Consider the following 20,063-nt stretch of genomic DNA (forward strand, 5'->3'; position numbering starts at 1 on the left):
GCAGGCGGCCCTGCAGGGGAAGGCCCCATGGGCGTCCCCGTCGAGCCGCGCTCGCATCCGCGCGGCGCATTCCGGCCACCGGTTATCCGAAACTGCGAGGGCCACCGGATATTCGAAACTGCGAGGGCTCGGCCCGGTGAACGGGGCCTGCCAGGACGGCCGGCGCCGTGATCACACCAGCCACGACGAGATCATTTCACCGCCGGTTTGACGCCTCGACGCGTCGAGCGCCATGTGGTCACGCCCAACCAGATGCGAAGAACCGACTTGCCGCGTGCCGCCTGAGGGCTCATTCAGTGGGCGGCAGCAGAGTTCCGAGCGGACCGAGATCCAGATTGAGGTCGCTCATCGAGAGGTCGTATCGAGCGCAGAGTTCAGTCATGCGGTCGTGCAGAATCATCAGCGTCGCCCCCAATCGTTCCTCCTGCTCCTCTGTGAGATCCCCCGCGTCGACTCTCCGCAGGGCCTGACGTTCCATGAGTTGTCGCAACAACTCGACGAGGGTGAGGACGAGTTTGATCAGGTCCCGTTCCACCGTGTCGGGGTCGGTGGTGACTCTTCGGGCAGGCCGTCGAGGCGCTCCCCCCACGAGGCGCGGGTTGCTCCCGGGTGAGGCGGGCAGGAGCTGGAAGGCGCGGTCGGCGGCTTCGGCAATGTCGTCGAGGCGGCTGCGGGGCCGGTGTTCCTCACCGGTCATCATCGTCTCCTACGGGTGATGAAGCGGAATTCCACGGGGAGGGGTTCTGTGCACTGATGGAGACGATCAGCGTGCGCAAGGAGATGCGTACGAGGTCGATGTCGGCGATCGACAGCACTATGTCTCCGGTGAGGACGGCGCCTCCGCTGAGCAGGCGGTCCAACAGGTCGATCAGCGCCACCTGCCGTTCCGGGAGGGGCTCTTGCGCCGCGATCGGCGGCCCGCCCGCCGGCCTCACGGCGCCGCGCTCTCTCTGGGTTCCGGTGCGTCCGGCGCGACGAACGAATAGGGGGCCCACGGGCCCGTGATCTCGACGCGTACCCCCGTGAGGCCGTCCGCCGCCCGTGCGACGTCGGCGTGGAAGTCGTCTGCGTACTGAAGGGGAACGAGGTAGGCGTCATTGATGACGTTCTCGCCCGTCCCGGACGCGAGTCCGCCCTGCTGCGGGCGGTGCCGAACGCGCTCGACCGCATGGGTGCGGGCGGCGGACTCGACCCGCTCGGCCGCTTGTTCGGCGCTGCGGTAGGCGTCTTCGCGTGCGTGCCGCTGGACTCTGCGGCGACTCAGATAGGCCCGACCGGGGCTCAGGCCCGCGTCCGTGGGCTCTTCCGCCGACACCTCGCCCGCCGGCTCGTCGACATAGATCTTGACACCCCATTCGACCTGGGCGGCCAGCTCGGTGAGCCGGGAGGCGAACGCGTCGCGGCGGGAACGGAGCATGGACCGCACCCGCTCGTCGTCGAGGTACACCGTCACCAGGCGCAGCGGCAGGACGGTGGTACGGGCCGCGAGCGCCTCGACCACCCCGTGATGGGCGCGGGCCGTCGACTCCAGCCAGTCCAGGTCCTCCAGATGGCCCCGCAGCGCGGCCTCCGCGAAGTCCCGTTCGGGTACCTGACTCACGGCGACCACCAGGTCGTCACCAGGTTCCACGCGCACCAAGTGGGCCGACGCCCCCGACACCCCGGCGAGCCCGGCCAGCGCGTCCTGCAAGGTTCCGTCGTCCCGTGCGACGGCGTACGCGTAGCTCATGACCTCGGTCATGACTCGTCCCGCCTCCCGCCACGGCGGTTCGGTCCGGTCCGTTCGGCGCGCGGAGCGCGGCGGTCAACCGCCGGCCGGTCCTCCTCGCTCCCGTCCGTCAGCGGCTCACCGGCCTCGCGCAGCGCCTCGATCTCCGCACGCAGGCGCCTGTTCTCATCGCTGAGAGTGCGGTATCCGTCGTGGGCGCGTGAGGACAGCGACGGATCGTGCTCCCACCAGTCGATCCCCATCTCCTTGGCCTTGTCCACCGACGCGACCAGGAGACGCAGCTTGATGGTGAGCAGTTCGATGTCCAGGAGGTTGATCTGGATGTCACCCGCGATGACGATGCCTTTGTCCAGGACCCTCTCCAGTATGTCGGCGAGGTTGGCCGAGGAGCCCTGACCGTAGGGAGTGGACCGGAACGGCAGATCTCCCGGCCTCCTGGCAACGGGTTCGGTCACGGCCGCTGCACCTCGATTCCCTGCTCCCCCCGCGTATCGACATGGGCGTCGGGCGGCGTTGTCTCCGCGCGGCAAAAACAGCGGTCAGCTGTCGATCCCCTGGGCATGGGCCCTGATCTCGTCCAGCCGGTCCAGGAGTTCGTCCTCGCGCCGGTCGAAGGTGTCCTCATCGATTTCTCCCGACAGGAGCCGTCGTTCGAGTTCGGCGAGTTCCCGCTCGACAGGCCCTGGGTCGTAGTACTCGTTCTCCGCCGCCTCGACGACACGCTCGATGACCCACGCGGCTCCGCGCACGGGCGCCAGTGGAAGGGTGGCGAGCTGAGTCAGGAGTCCCATGGCGCCTCCTGGACAAAGCTGTACGCGGCCAGTGGTCCGCGCAGCCGCAGTTCGCACTCCGAGCCGAGTTCCTCGGCGAGCTCCTGCTCGGCGGCCAGGAAGGCCTTCTCCTCTTCCCGGTCCACCAGGAACGACACGTTGAGGAAGTCGTCCCCCCTCGGCTGCGACGCGCGTTGCTCCCGCGCGAATCCGCTCAGGGATTCCACGATCCCCTCTGCCGCCCGGTTCTCGCGCTCCCGAACTTCCCGGACGACCAATTCGCCCAGGGCCACCGGCAGTTCCGGGCTGCCCCGGCCGCTCCTGATCTCGTCGTTGAGCCTGCGCGCCTCTTCGGAATCCCTAAGGATCTGCCGGAGCAGCGCGGTCTCGTCCTGGGCGGCCTTCAGGTTGTACTCGCCGCACCCTTCCAGCGCCTGGAGACGTTCCAGGAACTGCTCCGCACGCTGCTCCAGCACCGTTCGTACCGCGTCGTCGTCCGTCGTGGTGAAACCGAACTGGAGTGGCAGAATTGTACCGTCGGCCATCAGACGTTCCTGGACGGCCTGATGCGCGCCGAGGTCACGGCGTTTGGGACGCAGCCCCTCCGGAGCGTCACTGACGATGGCGGACAGCGTTTCGGCGTGCACGGTGCGGAGTTCCGCCGGCGGGTCTCCCACCCCTGCCAGGCCGTCCAGGCGCTGTGGATGCGTCCGGGCGACGATGGTGTAGACGTACACGGCCATGACTCACTCCTTCCGGCGCCGGGCGGCAGGGCGGTGTCTCGGCCGCTCCCGCCTCTCCTCGGCTTCCTCGGTCTCCTCGTCGTCACGCCCTCCCTTGAGCGCATCGGTCAGGACTTCGGCGGCCCCGCTCAGAGCGCCCTTGGTCTTGCCGTGGGATCCGCTTTCCGTCACCTCTCCGACCAGGTCGGTCAGCTTGGACGGCGCCTTGCGGCCCGTCTCCAGGTCGAGGCGGTTGCACGCCTCCGCGAAGCGCAGATACGTGTCCACGCTCGCCACGACGATGCGGGCGTCGATCTTGAGGATCTCGATGCCCACCAGCGACACACGCACGAAGACATCGATCACCAGACCGCGGTCCAGAATCAGATCGAGGATGTCGTAGAGATTGCCGGAACCCGCTCCACCCCTGGCGACGGCTCCTCCGCTTTGCGGCACCACAGTCATGGTGCCTCCCTTCAGCGGCTCACCCCGACCTCGGGGCGCAGCCGGTACGTTCTCCTGTCGACGGTACCGATGACGGCCGGTGTTTCAGCCGCTCCGGTCGATCTGCCCCCGGGTGTAGCGTCGGGTGCGCTCGTACGCCACCAACTCACCGTCCCTGTCCAACGTCACCCGGTAGCTCGCCATGACGCTCGTGGTCCCGGGAACGCGTTCCAGTTCCAAGACCTCGACGTCCGCCTGCCAGCCGTCCTCGGTCGGCTTCACGGCCGAGACGGACTCGGGCGCCCGGCCCAGTAGCTCCCGCAATTGTTCGGCGGCGTACCGCATGGCCTGAGGCGTCGACACCCCACGAGCCGCGCGTTTCGTCCCACTCGTCCGGCCGCTGTCGCGTGCATCGGACTTCCTGGCGGTCTTCTTGCTGGACGAACGCCGGAGACGTTCCGTTTCGTCTTCTTCGCCTGCGGCCATGCTCCCTCTCCGAAGTCGGGGACGGCATGCTGCCCGCGCCACGCTCGCGTGACGCCATTACATGATATACGGCCTGATTCACCTCATCTCGGGCTCCGGCGGACGGAACCTGCGGACACGCCTGCCCGCCTCCCTCCCGAGCGCAACTCACCGTTCACATGAGGGCTCCACCGCGTCACGAGTGGCTGGTGGGACGGACGCCGCCACACCGTTCGGCCGAAGAATCAGGCCCTGCCCGGCCCCGTCCTCGGCGCCCTCATGTCCGAGCACCCGTCACTGAACGCATCCGTCGGCGCACAACCGGCCGTTCGGTCCGAGTGAACCGGACGCCGCCTCGCTGCCGTAATGCGACCGATCCGGCCCTCGCGCACAGCGCCGCCCGATGGCCGGATCCGAACCGGTGACGGCCTCGCGGGGCGAAGAAGACTTCGCCTTCGGATGGCGGCCGTGCTCTCAGCTGTGCGTGACCGACGCGGAGGGAGTGTTCCATTCGTCGCGGGGGAGTCGGCGTCGAAGGTGGTGAACATGACGCCGCCGACGAGCGTGCCCTCCAGCCGGATGCCGTAGATCCGGGCCGCGTCCTGGGCCTGCTTGTCCGCGTACCGCCGCAGGACCGCCGTGGCGGACTCGAGGTCGGTACTGAGCGTCGCCCGCGGTATCCATCCTGCCGCTCACCGCCGACGACACCGCGCGCAACCGTATCTGGGTGAGTTCGTGGGACCTCGCCCTGGCCGACGAGGAAGTGGGCACGGCACAGGCGGATCGTTACACGCGCATACGTGCAGCGGTCCGTGCGCACCTTGAGGACGCTCGCCACCTGGAGGAAGTGGCCGCCGCCACGGATCCGGAACAACTCGCCGCCGAGACAGTGGCGTTCGTCCACGGCCTCACCGTCCAGGCACTCTTCGACCCCGGACGGTTTCCCGCAGCCGTGCAGACGTCCATGATCGACGACTTCCTGCGCAGAACCGCGACCACGCAGGGCGCGTAGCCACCGGGAGGAGGCATCGGCGTTCGAGGCGCCGACAGCCACGTACCGCTCGGTGGCGGCCAACTGACGGGTCGTCACCACATCTATCGTCTTCGCTCGTGACCTGCCCGGTCACCGGGGGGACGCAACGTCTCGACGTGGCAGGTGAGCAGATCGGGGAGCTGAGGAACCTCCGAGCGAGAACGACCGGGGTCTCATCCGCGTCGGCGGAGGTAGGCCTCCAACTCGGCAGCCCCGGTCAGCATCGTCCGCCCGCGGGTGGACAGCCGACCGCGCCAGTCGCACAGTGCGGCCTCCAGCGGCTCCAGCCCACCGGCCGCCCGCACCTGGGCGATCAGCGGGGCGATCTGCTCCAACAGGTAGCCGCCCCGCCTGAGTTGATGAGCCAGTCGGGCGTCCCGCACGTCGGCCTCGTCGTAGACGCGGTACCCGGTCAGCGGGTCGCGGCGCGGGCGCACCAGCCCGGCGCGCTCCCATTTGCGCAGCGTCGCGGGCCGGATACCGAGCCTGTCCGCCAGCGGCCCGATGAACGCGCCGCCGCGCCTGGTCACCGCGGCCGGCTCGGACCCCGCACCGGGCTCGGACGCGGCGGTGGGCTCCAGGTCTCGCAGGGCCCGCTCCACGGCCTGGAGGGTCCGGCGGTCGTCGAGGAGCTGCGCGTGGCTCTCGTCGATGAGGCGGAACGCCTCCTCGGGCGCACCCTGGTTCACGGCCCGCATGATCGACGTCGCTCTCTGTTGGCCGTGGCCGGGCACCAGGGCGAGGAACGCACTCAGGGCGGCCGCGTGCACTGGCGTATAGGTGCGGTAGCCATGAGGCGTGCGTCCGGCGGTCGGAAGGATGCCGGCTTCCTCATAGTTCCTGATCGCCTGGGTGGACAGACCGTGCCCACGTGCGAGATCAACCGGCCTGAGTCGATCGCCGCTTTGAAGGTTTCGTCCCATGCATCCGACGATATCGCGGGAAAGTTTCAACCGAAGGTTCAATGATACCGTTGAGGGCATGGCGACTGACATCAAGGACACCGCCCATGCCGTCGAGGCTGTCGCTGTCATGAGGCTGCTCCCGGCCCGGCCCCGGCTGCTCGCCCTGGGCGAGCCCACCCACGGCGAGGACACTCTGCTCGACCTGCGCAACGAACTGTTCCGGCAACTTGTCGAACAGGAGGGGTACCGGACGATCGCGATCGAGAGCGACTGCATGATGGGCCTGGCCGTGGACGACTACGTCACCTCCGGCACGGGCACGCTCGACGAGGTCATGGAGCGCGGAATCAGCCACGGCTGGGGCGCCTCCGCGGCCAACCGCGAGCTGGTGCGCTGGATGCGGGCGTACAATGACGGCCGGCCCGCGTCCGAGCGGCTCCACTTCGCCGGTTTCGACGGCCCGCTGGAGATCACCCACGCCGCGAGCCCCCGGCAGGCCCTCACCGCACTCCACGCCTACCTCGCGGCCCAGGTGGACGCGGGCCTCCTCCCCTGCACCGGGGAAACTCTCGACCGCCTGCTCGGCACCGACGACCGGTGGACCGATCCCGCCGCGATGATGGACCCGGCCCAGTCCGTGGGGCGGTCGACCGAGGCCGGTCAGCTGCGGCTGCTCGCCGACGACTTGGTGGCCCTGCTCGACGCGCAGACGCCGCACTTGCTCGCGGCGACCTCGCGGGACGACTGGGACCGGGCGCGCCTGTGCGGGCGCACCGCGACCGGCCTGCTGCGTTACCACTATTCGATGGCCGACACCTCGCCGACCCGCATGACGCGGCTGTGCGCGCTGCGGGGTTCGATGATGGCCCACAACCTCCTTGCCCTCGCCGCCCGGGGCCCGGCACTCCTTCACGCCCACAACTCCCATCTCCAGCGGGAGAAGAGCACGATGCCGACGTGGAACGGGCCGGTGGAGTGGTGGAGCGCCGGTGCGCTGGTGAGCGCCCAACTCGGCGAGGGGTACGCCTTCGTGGCCACGGCGCTCGGCACGATCCGCCACCAGGGAGTGGACACCCCGTCCCCGGACACTGTCGAGGGAGTCCTGTACGCGCTCCCGGAGGACCGCTGCCTCATCGACGCCCCTCGGCTGGCCACCCTGCTCGGCAACACGCGGCCCGCGCCCCGCGTATCCCCCTGGTTCGGCTACTCCCCGCTCGACCCGGCCCACCTGGCGGGCAGCGACGGGATCGTGTTCGTCAAGGAGATCCCGCAGCCCTGACGGACGCATGGTGGGGGGCGGGGTACGGCGGCGGCCGGTGTGGTCGCAGTGGCCGACCGAGGAGGCATGGCCGCTGTCCTCCTGAGCACAACGGGTCGCCGATGGTGCCGGTCGTACAGATCCACCGCAGCAGCGTTCCTGACGTCGTCCCGCCGGTTCCCGCCTGGCTGATCGCGGCCGGATGCCGCCCGCCCGTGGTCGACAGCCACCGCACCGGGATCGCCTATCTCACCGACGATGACGGACCTGTCGTCACCGGCCTGGTCAACGCCGGGGACAGCCTCATCCACACCAATCCCAGGTGCGCCATCTCCTGCGACTGGCCGACGACGCCTACGGCACCGCTGAAGTGGACCGACACGTCACTGCCTGGCTGGCTGCCCACCCGGACTTCACGCCGAAACACGACGGCCCGACCCGGGAACAGTGGGATGCGCTCATCCCGAGCTGAGGGCCTGCCCGGCACCTCACCTTCGACGCTCAGTGCCGGCAGGCGAACGTCTGCCGGCACTCGGGGGCGTGATCATCACGCACGGCGGCTTCACCCACCCCACTGCCAGTACTGTTCGGGCCGGGGCGGCGCGTTGCAGTCGGAGAGGGTCAGCCGGGGGCTGGGGTGGTCCCGAGCGTTCCAACGGGCAGGTAGCTCACGGTCGTCCTGGTACAGGCAGCGGCTGCCACTGTTCTCGATCCGCCAGGCCGTGCGCTTCCACGTCGGGCTCTTCCAGGGCACGCGGGTCCATCGCTGGTTCGCGCTTCCTCCGCGGCACGATTCGAGGTCGACCCCCGAACCGTCGGCCGTCAGGCAGGAGTCCGGCTCGTTCCGGAGCCCGATCGTGCCGTCCCGCCTCATCCCCCATCTCTGCCTGGCGGACCCGTCACACGCGTGGATGCGGACCGTGCGGGGCCCGGCCCCCGGTGAACCGCCTGCCGCGTCGAGGCACTGGGCCGGATCCGGACCGGTGAAGTACGTGGTCCGGCCGATGTCCCCGAGGATCTCACCGGGCCGTGGAGAGCGATGGACCTGTTCGTACTGCCGGTGGATCCACAGTTTCCAGTCCTCTTTGAGCGTTCCGCGATACGGCGGTACCTTCGCGCACCAGCCCGTGGCCCGGCACTGGCGATTGGCGATGTACCAACGCGCCACCTGCTCCTTCTCCGCTGCCTGTCCGGGAGTGAGGTTCACCTTCCTCGCCGACATCGTGTACGCGAGGTACGACGTGACGGGAACGCCGAGGGCGTAGCCCACCCTCCTGAAGTACCGGGCTCCGATGCCGTGGTCGCTGTGGTCGACACCACCGCCGAGACCGAACGCGAACGACGCGTTGTCGTGGTCCATGGTCAGGACACGTTCCGCACGGCTGCTCCTGACCAGGGTGGAGAGTGCCGCGAGCAGCCTTTCCTCGCTGTAGCTCACGCCGCCCAGAAACCCGGAGACGCTCTTCTTGCTTCCGTCGAAGAGCTTGAGCACACTGTTCGCGTCCTGGCCCCGCGGAAGCCCGTCGTGGAGATCGAGGAAGGTCAGCCGGACGTCAGCGCTGCGGGCTCGGCCGTCGAGCAGGAACGACCGGACCCGGACGTCGCCGACCTGCAGATCAGACTGGTCCCAGTCATCGGCCGTCCCCGCCATCGCGGCATAGGCCGCCCGCACCCCGTACTCCCTGCGGTCCACGTACTCCAGAGCCTTGACGCGATCGGCGATGGCATCGTCTCCCGCGGTCAGATAGACGGTGTGGAGCGGGCATCTCTCCCGGATGGTCCGCATGATCTCCGGGTTCATGAAGAACAGGTCGTCGTCGGGATGTGCCACGCCCACCAGGGTGCGACGGCATGGGGACGGGTCCTTCTGCTCCTTCTGCGACGTGGCCGCCGGACCAGGGCCGGAGGGCGGGGCCGGTCCGGAGGAGCATCCGGAGCCCGACAGGGCGCAGAGTGCCATGGCCACAGCCAGCGCACGGTACGTGCGTCGCGGGCGACGGCGATTCCCCCTGCCCGTCGACGGTCTGGCGCCCATCCGTGGCCTCCTCCCGCACCGAGTGCACCTCCAGCGGATGATCACCGCACGGGGCGCACGGAACCAGCCGACGCGCCGCGCGGCGCACCCGGTCGGCGGTCGGACACGACCCGCGGGCCCCGCGCCGCTCGTCCCCGGGCCGGAGCGGAGCCGTGTCCCGGCGGCAGCCCCTGAGCCGACGGCCGGGCGCTCTCTCCCCCGACGAGCCGGTACGTCGCGTCGGCCGGTGTCAGAGTCCGAACGCCGTGATCACCCGCTCGGCAAGATCATCCTCTGTCATCGCCGTCCCGACCTCAATGGTGCGCAGTCGGAGACGTTCGGTTTCCTCCCGAAGGCGTCCGGTGAACAGGTGATCGCGTCGGGCGATGTTGCCGTCGGCCCGGTCCGGATCACTGGTCCTGCGTGTGAATCGCCCACCTGGTGCGACCCGGCCCCCGATGGCGGTCCGGCGGAATTCGGGGGTGGGAAGGAGCCAGACGGCGTGGTCAGGAACGGCAAGAAGAGGTTTCACGAGGTGTGGCAGCAATCGGAAGCCCTCGACGACGACACCGGGCTCGGGCGGCAGCCCAAGGAGGTCTTCGACGATCAGGCCGAAGCCTTCGCCTCGAAACCAGTGGAACGTCTCAAGCATCGTTTCCGGAGATCGGTTCACCCATCGCTCGTCCATGTCCATGGCGATGAACCGGTGCAGTAAGGGGGCTTCCTCGGGTGTGGTCCGCCGAGCGTGATCGCCCATCACGTCGTCGGTCGCGTAGAGACGCCACCCGTAGCGATCCGCGAGCCGGCGGGCGATCGTCGACTTGCCCGCGCCGCTCCCGCCGCCGATCCAGTGGACGTGTCGCAGCCTGGCAGCGAGCTCTGCGGCGTCGACCCTCTCTTCAAACCGTCCGGGTTTCATCCTTCTCCTGACTGGTGCGACGGCTGAGCTGACGAGGCAACAGCCTGCACCACGCCCGCGCGCTTTCCGCGCGCGGATGCCGGCTCACTCTCCTGCACGGAAGCGCGAGCGGAATCGGCGCCCCGCAGGTAACGTGCCGGTCGGCTCGGTGTGCCGGGCATCGCAGGGCAAGCCGGGCCCCCAGACGGTGCGGACCGGCATCAGCGATGTCGTCTCGGCGGGTTCGGGCTCCGCAGCAGCTGCTGGCGGAAGCGCACGCATCCGGTCCGGTCGGGTGCGGCGCTCGGGATCCCCGTATCGCGGACGCCTCCGGGGCGCGGTGTTGAGCCGTTCGTGTTGTGATCGATTGGAGAAGAGAAAGCTCTGTCGGAACGGGAGGAAATCATGGCTGAGAAGCTGCGAGCGCGAGACATCATGTCCGGCGGCGTGCAGTGCGTCGGCGCGCACCAGTCGCTGTTCGACGTGGCGAAGATGATGCGCGACCTGAACGTCGGTTGCCTGCCCATCTGCGGCGACAACAACAAGCTCACAGGCCTGATCACCGACCGTGACATCATCGTCAAGTGCTGTGCCGAGGGCATCGACCCGGCAACCGTGCAGGCTGGATCGCTCAATGCCAAGGTGCACTGGATCGATGCCGAAGCGGACGCCACCGATGTCCTGAAAACCATGGAGGAACACCAGATCAAGCGGTTGCCGGTGATCGACGTCCAGAATGGCCACCGTCTGATCGGCATGATCACGGAGGCCAATCTTGCGAAGAATCTGAGCGACGAACAGATCGCCGAGTTCGCGAGCCGCGTGTACGCGCTTGCCGGGTCCGGTCAGTCCGCAGGCTGAAGCCTCGGAGCTCTTCGCCGAATCCCCGGAAGAGCCCAGCCGCGTCCGTGGCTGGCGCTGCCCTGCGGGACGGAGGTGCTTCTGCACGCAGCCGAGGATCCTGAAGTGCGCGCCGCACCGGTCGTCGCCACCTCGCCGCGCACCGCCATCGGTCGTCGGCTCCTCGGTCCGGCTCGTCCTCATGACGCCTTCCAGGCGGTGGCAGAACTGCCGGGCCGAAGAGGCCGACGGCGCCGATGACGCGGACATCACGCGATCCCGGTCCCGAGGATCTGGTCGCAAGACCGTTCAGCCCTCGACCCTCAGGGCCTGGAGGAGCATCGGCAGCGAGGTGTGCAACTCACGCTGCCAGTACGCCCAGCCGTGAGTCCCCGGTCCGTAGAAGTGGGTGGTGACGTGCTCCGCGCCCCTGCGTTCGAGTTCGCTCGCAAGGGCCTGGTTCTGCCTGTTGAAATCCGCCTCGAGCGCGCTCGTCGTGCCCGGCGGGTCCAAGGGGCCGGTGGTGCCGTCGCCGCACGACAGGTAGACGGGGATCGACCTGAGGTGCTTGGCCAGGTGGAACGGGTCGTGGGACGCCCAGACGTCACGCTGCGCGACGGGGTCGCCCCAGACCCTCAGCGGGTCGTTGCCCTGACCGGCGAAGAACCCCATGATGCGGTCCACCGACTCGTCGTTCAGGAGCGGGTGCACGGAGCCCGAGTACGCCGCGGCCGCCTTGAACATCCCGGGGTGGCGGGCGGCATACAGCAGAGCGCCCTGGCCACCCATCGAAAGCCCCGCCACGGCGCGGTTGCTGCTCGCCCCCCAGCCGTGCTCAAGGAGGAGGCGCAGCTCCTTGGTGTGGAAGGTCTCCCACGCCGGGTCACCGCCCCGGCCGTGGTTCCACCAGTCGCTGTACCAGCCGTTCCAGCCGGCCTCCGGCATGACCACGAGGACATCGCGCAGGCTGTCGGTCCGTGCGATGTCGGTCCGACCGGTCCACGACGTGTAGTCCCCGCAGCAACCGTGCAGCAGCCAGAGCGTCGGCCAGTGCCGGCCCCGGTCGCCCGGGTCCCAGCCATCGGGCGTGAGCAGACGTACGTTCACCATCCGGCCGCCGAGGGCCGGTGAACGGACCGACAAGTCGACCTGTCGCTCGGCAACCCGGTTGACCGCGACGACCTCGGCGCCTCTGGACGGGGTGCCGGACCCGCCCCTCTCCCGTGCGGCCGACACGGTCGGCACGGTGGCGTGCGCCGGTGTGGTCGATGCCAGGGCGAGCAACAGCGCGGCAAGGGCGAGCAGAAGGCGGAATCGGCGGATCGGGACGGCGGTCATGACGGCTCCCGGCGATCGGTGGTCACTGGCAAGGGCGTTGTCGGACCGGACCGGGTCAACCCCGGTCCGGCAGGATCAGCAGCGCGTCCCCGACAGGGCGTTCGCCGGTCGCGTCGGACGGGGCGTTGATCACTCCTCCGTCGACCACCATGGTGGTCGACCCGCCGCCGTCAAGATTGACCGCGTCGCGCAGGCCGAGTGCTCGGGCGACGGCGGCGCTCTCGGGGATGCTCAGCCCGAGCGCTTGGGTGCTGCGTCCGTCGGCGGTGACGAGCACGGTCCTGCCCGCGGCGTCCACTCCGGCCAGCGTGCGTGGGTTGCGCTTGTGCATCCAGCCGTAGTAGAAGCTCGCGTTGCCGGGCTGCACCATCCCGTCGGTGGCAGGTGTAACGTGCAGCTGTCCGTCACGGACCAGTTCGGGGCCACCGTTGAGGATGCTGGTCACCGGTGACGGGGAGACCTTGCGGCCGCTGCCGTCCCGCAGCGTCCCCTCGATGCGCAAGGGCCGACCGACCTGCGCCAGGGCGGCCAGTTCGGCGACACGGGTGCCGGTCGCCTGCACGGAACTGCCGTCGGCGGGCAGCGGTCCGCCGCGCGGTGAGCGCAGTTCGAGGACTCGCCCGCGGCTGTCCAGTACGGCCTCGAGGCCGTCGCCCTGCGGCGTCCGCCGTCCGTAGTCGGGCGTGAAGGCGACGAGTTCGTCGTGGTCGGTGCAGGTCACGTCATGCAGGGGCAGCGATGTCGGAGTGTCGTCGGCCGTGCCGCCGCAGTTCCTGATCAAGCCCGGTACGCGGTCGACACCGTCCAGAGGCAGCGACGCTTCCCGGCTGACGACCCGTCCCTTCCACGTGAGCCGGGCGACCTCGCTGTGCCGGCCCAAGTCGCGTATCACGAGGCCAGGGCGCCCGTTCACCGGCTCGCTCAGTAATCGGCCGTTGTAGACGCCGACGCCGGCCGGATCACCCGGCGCTCCGGCGCTCGGGTCGAGGACGAAGAACCCGGCGTTGACCGCCGCGGTCGCACCGGCAGCGGCCGCCAGCTCGCTGGTCCTCTCGCGGTTCTCCAGATCGGGACCGTACGACGCCGTGAGCCTGCCGCGAAACCGGTCCGGGTCGACGGTGAGCACGTCGATCCGCCACGGCCCGCGGTCGTCGAGGTTTCCGTCCCAGCCCGTGTACACGACGGACCCCGTGTACCCGGCCCCCTTCAGCCGAGTGCGCTCGGCCGTACCGGCGGACTGCGAGTCGAACCGCCCGACCCGGACCCGCCATCCGAGCGTTCCACCGGCGTAGTCGGCGACCGCCGGGGTCGTGACCTCCTCGACCCTTGCGTCAAAGCCGTCCGCCCGCGCATCGGCGGCCAGTTCGTCTGCGCTCGCCCGGTCCTTCAACGCCGACGGCGGCGCGTCGGGGTCCGGCGAGGTGGCGCCGCCGGGTATGGAGACCTCGATCGTCCACGCGAGCGCCGGGGCGTCGGCACCGCGCACGATCCGAGTGAGGGTGACACCGGGCTGCAGCGTCCGCGTGCTGCGCGTCTCGATCAGGTCGACGGCGCCCAGCGGCAGGGCACGTGTGGGCCCCGGTCGCGGCTCGGAGGAAGCGGGCGCCGGCACGGCACCCACCACGGCGAAGAGGGCCAGGACCGTACACACCCCGAGCAACTTGCGGTTCACATACCCCCCTTGTGACGAACGGCCCAGCAACGGTGCGTGCGGCAGCACCCGCCAGTCAAGACGTGCGCACGTCAATCTCCTCACCCGGTTCGCGCGGGCATCACGCAACCGCCCGTGCTCGGATACGTCACGGCGCACCGCATCGACGCCTGCACACAGCGCGCGAAGCGACCCACCGAGGTCACGCACATGGGTGAAGCGGGCGATACGAAGGGGCGTCGCCACCGCTCGTCGACCGCACCGTCCTGACATGCCACGGGCTGGAGCAATGACCGGTCCGAAGCCTCGCGGCCCAGCAGGATGGGCGTCTTGACCACCTCTTGTGTCAGGAGTTCCGCGTGTACGGGCTGTGTGAGTGGAGCCGCCGGGAGCGCCGTCCGTGCTCGGGCCGGACCGTTGCTCCGTGCTTCGACGGGGCAGCGCCCGTGCTCGCGCCGCTCGCCGCGCGCCGGAGGGCGCAGTGAGGTGGCCGGGTCGCCCCGGGGCGGCGGGCGGCCCGGCGGCGCGGCCTGACAACGAGGGCCCTTCGGTGCCCGCCGCGCCGGCATGGATGCGCTGGCTGCCCGCCTTCTACGTCGCGGGCATCCTGGTGATCGAACCCCTCACGCCCGTGCAGTGGCCTGTGAGCTTCCTGCTCATCGCCCTCCCCGTGATCGCCGCCTTCGCCCACGGCCCCGCTGCCGTCGCTGCCATCACGCTGTTCGCGATCGTCTTCGAAGGCGTCCTGGCCGGCACCCCGTGCTGCGCGGGCCGCCCGGTGAGCTACGTGTGGGACCGCCACTACGTGACCGCCTATGTGTGCACCGCTCTGGTCGGCGTCCTCGGTACCATCCTGGCCGCCCACCGTGTGCGCCGGGAACGCACCCTCGCCACCGTGCGTTTCGTGGCCGAGATCGCGCAGCGTGTCCTGCTCAGCCCGGTCCCCCACCGCATCGGCCCCATTCAGGTGGAAACCCTGTACCTCGCCGCCGTCGCGGAAGCACGTATCGGTGGTGATCTGTACGAGGCCGTCCCCACCACGTACGGACTCCGCCTCGTCATCGGCGACGTACGGGGAAAGGGCCTTCTTGCCGTGGAAACGGCTGCCACCCTTCTCGGCGCCTTTCGTGAGGCCGCCCACGACGAACCCGACCTCGCCGCCGTTGCCCGCCGGGCGGAGAGGAGCATGAACCGCAGGGCCGCCCGCCTGGCCGGAAGCGACATGGGCGAGCGCTTCGTCACCGCTGTCTTCGCGGAGATCCCCCGCCGTCACGTGGTCCGCATCGTCAACTGCGGCCACCCACCGCCCCTGCTCATCCGCGCCGACAGCGTCACCGAGCTGGAAGCGGGCGACCCCGCGCCGCCCCTCAACCTGGGCATGCTCGTCACGGATACCTACCGGATCGACGAGTACCCCTTCGGTCCCGGCGACCAGTTGCTGCTCTACACCGACGGCGTCACCGAAGCACGCGATGCCAGCGGCGCCTTCTACCCCCTCCGGCAGCGCGTCCTCTCCTGGGGTCCTCTTCCGCCCCGGGAACTCCTCGACCGCCTCCACCACGATCTCCTCGACTACAGCCACAACCGCCTCCACGACGACACCGCGGCCCTCGCCGTCCTCCATCTGCCCGACTGAGGGCTGTCCCGTATTCCCTGGCGCAGCTGTCGTCGTATGCCCGCCAGGGGTTACGGGACAGCCAGTAGGGTCGTCGAACTGCCACTCGGTCGCGCGTGCCGGTGATGGAGCTGGGTGTCATGCAGGACCTCACGGGCCCCTCGTCCCGCGTACTGCATCGCGGTGACCAGGGGCACCACGGCCATCAGCTCCCCGCTGACGGCGCGCGTCTCATCAGGTAGTCCCTGGCCCTCACGGAGCGCACCGAGCTTCTGGACGAAGTCGCCCATCATCGCGTGGAACCGGTCCGCGGGGACGGCTGGGCCGCTTTCTGGGCCTCACCGGCCGGCATGCGGTTGTCGAGATCCGGGTTCTTCCCCTCGCTCATCATGCTGTCGAGTTCGGTCAGCAGGCCCCGGAAGACCGCCTCGGGGTCCAGCTGTCCTTTCGCCGCCTCGGCCTGCTGGCCGAGCTGCTGGGCACCCTCGACGCGCGCCCCTCCCTCGGCCTTGTGGGCCGCGTAGTCGCCGCACGCCTTGACGATGTCCTTGAGGGCGAGCAACCGGGCGCCCTGCCGGGTGTCCGGCAGGGCGTAGAAAGCCTTGAGCGCCTTGTCCACCTTGGTGATCTCGGAGCGGCCGCGCGGCCCGGAGGTCGCCGTGCTCTGCTTGAACTCGCCCTCGGTCATCATCCGGGACACCGTGATCAGCTGCGACACGGCCGTGTTGCCCATGATGCTCTGCAGTTCCGCGAGGCCCTGAGGGCCGTCGCTGTTCCGGCGGGATGTGCGTCGGCGGCTACCCCGCCGCCGGGCTGCCGTCCGCACTGACGACGTCCTGCGGCAACATCCTCGACGCCGCACCGGAGTTCATCGGCACCTCGCTCACGGCGAAGACGTTCGACATGAATCGCCTCTCATGAACCCCCTCCCTGCGGGGGCGCGACAAGGTCGATCAGCTTCCTGATGAGCTCGCCCCCCTGTCGGGCCATGGCACGGGGGAACTCCAGACGGGCGACCTCACCGCTGTCCACTCCGATGTCGAATCGCGATGCCTTGATCAAACCGGTCGGGGGTGCCGGCTTCATGACCCATGCGATCCGCGCGAGCGGTATGTCGTGGAGCACCTTCGTCGGCCGCGCCGTGGGGAAGCCGCCCAGCTTGTAGACGAGCAGCCGGCCGGTCGTCAGGGCGAGGAAGTTCCGTTCCGCGACCGGCAGATCGGGGCCGGCGGTGCGGTCCAGAGCGGCGTCACGCTGCTTGTTGAGGGTCTTGGCCATGGACGCCGAGGTGATCAGACCGCCAAGATTCCCTGTGGCGCCGCCCAGGACGTCCCCGGCGGTCCTCGTCATGATCTGTTGCACCTTGCCGGCCCGGTAGGCGCCCACCACGGCCAGAACGCGCTCGTCCTCGGCACGGGTGAGCGCGAGATGCTTCCTGACATGCGCCTCGTACGACGGCTTCACCGTGGACCCGGCGCCATCCCTGCTCATCGATCCTCCTGCAACACACTCGCGGTCATTCCGCGGTGCACCTTATCGATGGCCTTCCCACGAGGCAGCCGTCGCACTCGATTTCGTTCGCCGAGGCTGAACTCGTGGTGCCACAGGGGCTGATGGTTCCCGCTCCCTGCGGTATCACCGAGGCGTGCGATCCGCAGGGAGTCGGGGGATCGCCGAGCGCCGGCGGTACCGCGGGAAGTCACGGCTGCCGGCGGGCGAGCAGTTCGGCCGGGCCGAGAGGCGGGACTCGCGCCGTGCGGGCCTCGGGACCTTCCCCGCGCGGCTATTCGGCGGGGGCGAGCCCTGTCACCGCTACCTGGGCCGGTCTCAGGAGGTGGTCGCCGACCCGGTAGCCGTACCGCAACACCTCGGCACATACGTTCTGTGCCGCACCGGAGGCGTCGTAGGTGATCGCTTCATGCGTGCGGGGATCGAAGGGGTCACCCGCCGCGCCGACGGTGCGCAGGCCCAGTGCCGCCAGCCGCGCCTCAAGCACGTCGGAGAGGACTGCCACCGCGCCGTGATCGTCGCCCTGCCGGTGGATCTCTTCCAGGACATCCAGGACCGGAAGCAGGCCGGTGAGGACGTTGACCACCGCGATCTCCCGTATCGCCAGTCGATCGCGGCGTACCCGCTTGCGGTAGTTGTCGTACTCGGCCTGTACCCGCTGCAGGTCCGCGGTCAGCTCCGCGATCCGCTCGGGCAGCCGCGCGGCCTCCGCATGGTCGGTCCGGCCGGCGCCCGGACGTGCCGTACTCGCGCCGTCCGCACCCGTCCTGGCCGAACCCGTCCTGGCCGAACCCGTCCTGGCCGAACCCGTCCTGGCCGAACCCGTCCTGGCCGGACCCGTCCTGGCCGGACCCGTCCTGGCCGGACCGGTTCCGGTCGGACCGGGGGCGTCCGCGCATCGCCCGTCCCGGAGGGCGACCGGCGTGATCCTGCGCGGGTCGCACACCACCGCGGGCGACCGATCGCCGTGATGCTCCGAGTGAGGGTTCTTGCTCATCCGGTACCTCCCTTGCGCTCGTCGTCGACGATCTCCGCGTCGACGACCTCCTCGTCACCGGTGCCCGGGCCATCAGGCGTGCCACCGGCGGCGGTAGCGTCTCCGGCGGTTCCGCCGCCCTGGGCCTGCGCGTACAGGGCGGTACCGATCTTCTGCGCCGCAGCCGCCGCCTTCTCCGTGGCGGCGCGGATCTCGGCGGTGTCCTCGCCCTTGAGCTTCTCCTTCAGCTCGGCCAGAGCCGATTCGGTCTCGGTACGCACATCCGGGGGGATCTTGTCGGCGTTGTCCCGCAGCAGTGTCTCGGTCTGGTAAACGAGGGTCTCCGCCCGGTTGCGGGTCTCGGCGGCCTCCTTGCGCCGCTGGTCCTCCTCCGCGTGCTGCTCCGCCTCGCGCACCATACGGTCGATGTCGTCCTTCGGCAGCGAGGAGCCGCCGGTGACGGTCATCTTCTGCTCCTTGCCGGTGCCGAGGTCCTTGGCGGCGACGTGCATGATGCCGTTCGCGTCGATGTCGAACGCGACCTCGATCTGCGGGACACCGCGCGGGGCCGGCGGCAGGCCGGTCAGCTCGAACATCCCGAGCTTCTTGTTGTACGCCGCGATCTCGCGCTCGCCCTGGAACACCTGGATCTGCACGGACGGCTGGTTGTCCTCGGCCGTCGTGAAGATCTCGGAACGCCTGGTCGGGATCGTGGTGTTGCGCTCGATGAGCTTCGTCATGATGCCGCCCTTGGTCTCGATACCGAGGGACAGCGGGGTGACGTCGAGCAGCAGGACGTCCTTGACCTCGCCCTTGAGGACACCTGCCTGAAGCGCGGCACCGATGGCGACGACCTCGTCCGGGTTCACACCCTTGTGCGGATCCTTGCCGGTCAGCTCCCTCACCAGTTCGGTCACCGCCGGCATGCGCGTCGAACCGCCGACCAGAATCACGTGGTCGATGTCGGCCAGCTTGATCCCGGCATCCTTGACCGCGTTGTGGAACGGCCCCTTGCACCGCTCCAGCAGTGGTTCCGTGAGCTGCTGGAACTGTGCGCGCGTGAGTTTCTCGTCCAGATGCAGCGGACCCTCGGCCGAAGCCGAGATGTAGGGCAGGTTGATCGTGGTCTCGGTCGCGGCCGACAGCTCGATCTTCGCCTTCTCCGCTGCCTCCCGCAGACGCTGCAACGCCATCTTGTCCTTGGACAGGTCCACGCCGTAGCCGTTCTTGAACTGTTTCACCAGGTGGTCGACGACCTGCTGATCCCAGTCGTCACCACCGAGGTGCGTGTCACCGTTGGTCGCCTTCACCTCCACCAGGCCCTCGCCGATCTCCAGCAGCGATACGTCGAACGTGCCGCCACCGAGGTCGAAGACGAGGATCGTCTGATCGTTCTCCTTGTCCAGGCCGTAGGCCAGCGCAGCGGACGTGGGCTCGTTGATGATCCGCAGCACGTTCAGGCCCGCGATCCGGCCCGCCTCCTTGGTCGCGGTGCGCTGAGCGTCGTTGAAGTAGGCCGGGACGGTGATCACCGCATCCGTGACGTCCTCCCCGAGATGCGCCTCGGCGTCCCGCTTGAGCTTCTGCAGCACCCGGGCGGAGATCTCCTGCGCGGTGTACCGCTTGCCGTCGATGTCGCCGGACTCGGGGAAACGCCATTGGGTGTCCCCCATGTGCCGCTTCACCGACCGCGCGGTGCGCTCGACGTTCGTCACCGCCTGCCGCTTGGCGACCTCGCCGACCAGTACCTCACCGTTCTTCGCGAAGGCGACCACCGATGGAGTGGTCCGCGTGCCCTCGGTGTTCGTGATGACCGTCGGCTCGCCGGCTTCGAGCACGGACACCACGGAGTTCGTCGTTCCCAGGTCAATGCCCACTGCCCGCGCCATCACTGCC

Annotated in this window: 22 protein-coding genes and 1 pseudogene; 6 read left to right on the forward strand and 17 right to left on the reverse strand. The window is 69.4% G+C overall.

The genetic code is table 11. The features are described from left to right. Positions 1–289 precede the first annotated feature (289 nt). The 8 genes from ACF1B9_RS07810 to ACF1B9_RS07845 form a co-directional block, all read right to left on the reverse strand. Complete coding sequence (locus ACF1B9_RS07810; protein ID WP_391739649.1) at positions 290–697, reverse strand: gas vesicle protein K; 408 nt, start codon at positions 695–697, stop codon at positions 290–292. Next, positions 687–935 carry a gas vesicle protein gene (locus ACF1B9_RS07815; protein ID WP_391739650.1) on the reverse strand — a complete coding sequence of 83 codons (249 nt, stop codon included), beginning with the start codon at positions 933–935 and terminating at the stop codon, positions 687–689. Before ACF1B9_RS07815 ends, ACF1B9_RS07810 begins: the two co-directional genes overlap by 11 nt. Beyond that, positions 932–1,741, reverse strand: a complete 810-nt coding sequence (locus ACF1B9_RS07820) for a GvpL/GvpF family gas vesicle protein (RefSeq protein ID WP_391739651.1) — start codon at positions 1,739–1,741, stop codon at positions 932–934. The genes ACF1B9_RS07815 and ACF1B9_RS07820 overlap by 4 nt, the downstream gene beginning before the upstream one ends. Then, a complete protein-coding gene (locus tag ACF1B9_RS07825; protein ID WP_391739652.1) occupies positions 1,738–2,184 on the reverse strand; it encodes a gas vesicle protein in 447 nt (148 codons plus the stop codon). Before ACF1B9_RS07825 ends, ACF1B9_RS07820 begins: the two co-directional genes overlap by 4 nt. An 84-nt stretch (positions 2,185–2,268) precedes the next feature. Further along, on the reverse strand, positions 2,269–2,520 hold the full coding sequence (locus ACF1B9_RS07830; protein ID WP_391739653.1) for a gas vesicle protein GvpG: 252 nt from the start codon (positions 2,518–2,520) through the stop codon (positions 2,269–2,271). Then, entirely contained in the window at positions 2,508–3,242 is a 735-nt protein-coding gene (locus ACF1B9_RS07835; RefSeq protein ID WP_391739654.1) for a GvpL/GvpF family gas vesicle protein, read from the reverse strand. Before ACF1B9_RS07835 ends, ACF1B9_RS07830 begins: the two co-directional genes overlap by 13 nt. A gap of 3 nt (positions 3,243–3,245) precedes the next feature. Beyond that, positions 3,246–3,686 carry a gas vesicle structural protein GvpA gene (locus ACF1B9_RS07840; protein WP_391739655.1) on the reverse strand — a complete coding sequence of 147 codons (441 nt, stop codon included), beginning with the start codon at positions 3,684–3,686 and terminating at the stop codon, positions 3,246–3,248. 84 nt (positions 3,687–3,770) lie between these two features. Continuing rightward, positions 3,771–4,151, reverse strand: coding sequence for a gas vesicle protein (locus ACF1B9_RS07845; RefSeq protein ID WP_391739656.1), 381 nt, complete (start codon positions 4,149–4,151; stop codon positions 3,771–3,773). Between the two features lie 706 nt (positions 4,152–4,857). Here ACF1B9_RS07845 and ACF1B9_RS07850 point away from each other — a divergent pair. Beyond that, positions 4,858–5,142, forward strand: a complete 285-nt coding sequence (locus tag ACF1B9_RS07850) for a TetR family transcriptional regulator C-terminal domain-containing protein (protein ID WP_391739657.1) — start codon at positions 4,858–4,860, stop codon at positions 5,140–5,142. A gap of 194 nt (positions 5,143–5,336) precedes the next feature. Here the strand turns inward: ACF1B9_RS07850 and ACF1B9_RS07855 are convergent, their stop codons facing one another. Next, a complete protein-coding gene (locus ACF1B9_RS07855; protein WP_391739658.1) occupies positions 5,337–6,086 on the reverse strand; it encodes a TioE family transcriptional regulator in 750 nt (249 codons plus the stop codon). Positions 6,087–6,144: 58 nt separating this feature from the next. On the opposite strand from ACF1B9_RS07855, the gene ACF1B9_RS07860 reads away from it, so the two are divergent. Then, entirely contained in the window at positions 6,145–7,347 is a 1,203-nt protein-coding gene (locus tag ACF1B9_RS07860) for an erythromycin esterase family protein (protein WP_391739659.1), read from the forward strand. A gap of 152 nt (positions 7,348–7,499) precedes the next feature. After that, positions 7,500–7,798 (forward strand): annotated as a pseudogene (locus ACF1B9_RS07865) (hypothetical protein); the annotation flags it as partial. Positions 7,799–7,888: 90 nt separating this feature from the next. Here the strand turns inward: ACF1B9_RS07865 and ACF1B9_RS07870 are convergent. Together ACF1B9_RS07870 and ACF1B9_RS07875 are read right to left on the reverse strand one after the other, a co-directional pair. Then, positions 7,889–9,157 carry a ricin-type beta-trefoil lectin domain protein gene (locus tag ACF1B9_RS07870; RefSeq protein ID WP_391739660.1) on the reverse strand — a complete coding sequence of 423 codons (1,269 nt, stop codon included), beginning with the start codon at positions 9,155–9,157 and terminating at the stop codon, positions 7,889–7,891. A gap of 433 nt (positions 9,158–9,590) precedes the next feature. Then, entirely contained in the window at positions 9,591–10,259 is a 669-nt protein-coding gene (locus ACF1B9_RS07875) for a hypothetical protein (protein WP_391739661.1), read from the reverse strand. 384 nt (positions 10,260–10,643) lie between these two features. Here ACF1B9_RS07875 and ACF1B9_RS07880 point away from each other — a divergent pair, with 384 nt between their 5' ends. Next, positions 10,644–11,099: a CBS domain-containing protein gene (locus ACF1B9_RS07880; protein ID WP_391739662.1), complete on the forward strand. Its 456-nt coding sequence runs from the start codon at positions 10,644–10,646 to the stop codon at positions 11,097–11,099. Between the two features lie 288 nt (positions 11,100–11,387). Here ACF1B9_RS07880 and ACF1B9_RS07885 read toward each other — a convergent pair whose 3' ends face one another. Further along, entirely contained in the window at positions 11,388–12,416 is a 1,029-nt protein-coding gene (locus ACF1B9_RS07885; RefSeq protein ID WP_391739663.1) for an alpha/beta hydrolase, read from the reverse strand. A 55-nt stretch (positions 12,417–12,471) separates the two neighbouring features. Next, positions 12,472–14,088: a phosphodiester glycosidase family protein gene (locus ACF1B9_RS07890; RefSeq protein ID WP_391739664.1), complete on the reverse strand. Its 1,617-nt coding sequence runs from the start codon at positions 14,086–14,088 to the stop codon at positions 12,472–12,474. Positions 14,089–14,617: 529 nt separating this feature from the next. Here ACF1B9_RS07890 and ACF1B9_RS07895 point away from each other — a divergent pair. Further along, complete coding sequence (locus ACF1B9_RS07895) at positions 14,618–15,703, forward strand: PP2C family protein-serine/threonine phosphatase (protein ID WP_391739665.1); 1,086 nt, start codon at positions 14,618–14,620, stop codon at positions 15,701–15,703. A 268-nt stretch (positions 15,704–15,971) separates the two neighbouring features. Here ACF1B9_RS07895 and ACF1B9_RS07900 read toward each other — a convergent pair whose 3' ends face one another. Beyond that, entirely contained in the window at positions 15,972–16,415 is a 444-nt protein-coding gene (locus tag ACF1B9_RS07900) for a hypothetical protein (RefSeq protein ID WP_391739666.1), read from the reverse strand. Between the two features lie 50 nt (positions 16,416–16,465). Between ACF1B9_RS07900 and ACF1B9_RS07905 the strand changes: the two genes are divergently transcribed. Beyond that, the gene (locus tag ACF1B9_RS07905) at positions 16,466–16,603 is read left to right on the forward strand and encodes a hypothetical protein (protein ID WP_391739667.1); all 138 of its coding nucleotides are present in this window, start codon (positions 16,466–16,468) and stop codon (positions 16,601–16,603) included. Here ACF1B9_RS07905 and ACF1B9_RS07910 read toward each other — a convergent pair. The 3 genes from ACF1B9_RS07910 to dnaK form a co-directional block, all read right to left on the reverse strand. Then, the gene (locus ACF1B9_RS07910; protein ID WP_391739668.1) at positions 16,598–17,173 is read right to left on the reverse strand and encodes a hypothetical protein; all 576 of its coding nucleotides are present in this window, start codon (positions 17,171–17,173) and stop codon (positions 16,598–16,600) included. The genes ACF1B9_RS07905 and ACF1B9_RS07910 overlap by 6 nt on opposite strands. 292 nt (positions 17,174–17,465) lie before the next feature. Continuing rightward, positions 17,466–18,188 (reverse strand): nucleotide exchange factor GrpE, encoded by a 723-nt coding sequence (gene grpE, locus ACF1B9_RS07915; protein ID WP_391739669.1) that lies wholly within the window; start codon positions 18,186–18,188, stop codon positions 17,466–17,468. Then, positions 18,185–20,056: a molecular chaperone DnaK gene (gene dnaK, locus ACF1B9_RS07920; RefSeq protein WP_391739670.1), complete on the reverse strand. Its 1,872-nt coding sequence runs from the start codon at positions 20,054–20,056 to the stop codon at positions 18,185–18,187. The genes grpE and dnaK overlap by 4 nt, the downstream gene beginning before the upstream one ends. Positions 20,057–20,063 lie beyond the last annotated feature (7 nt).

Source organism: Streptomyces sp. NPDC014727, assembly GCF_043083485.1.
GTDB lineage: Bacteria > Actinomycetota > Actinomycetes > Streptomycetales > Streptomycetaceae > Streptomyces.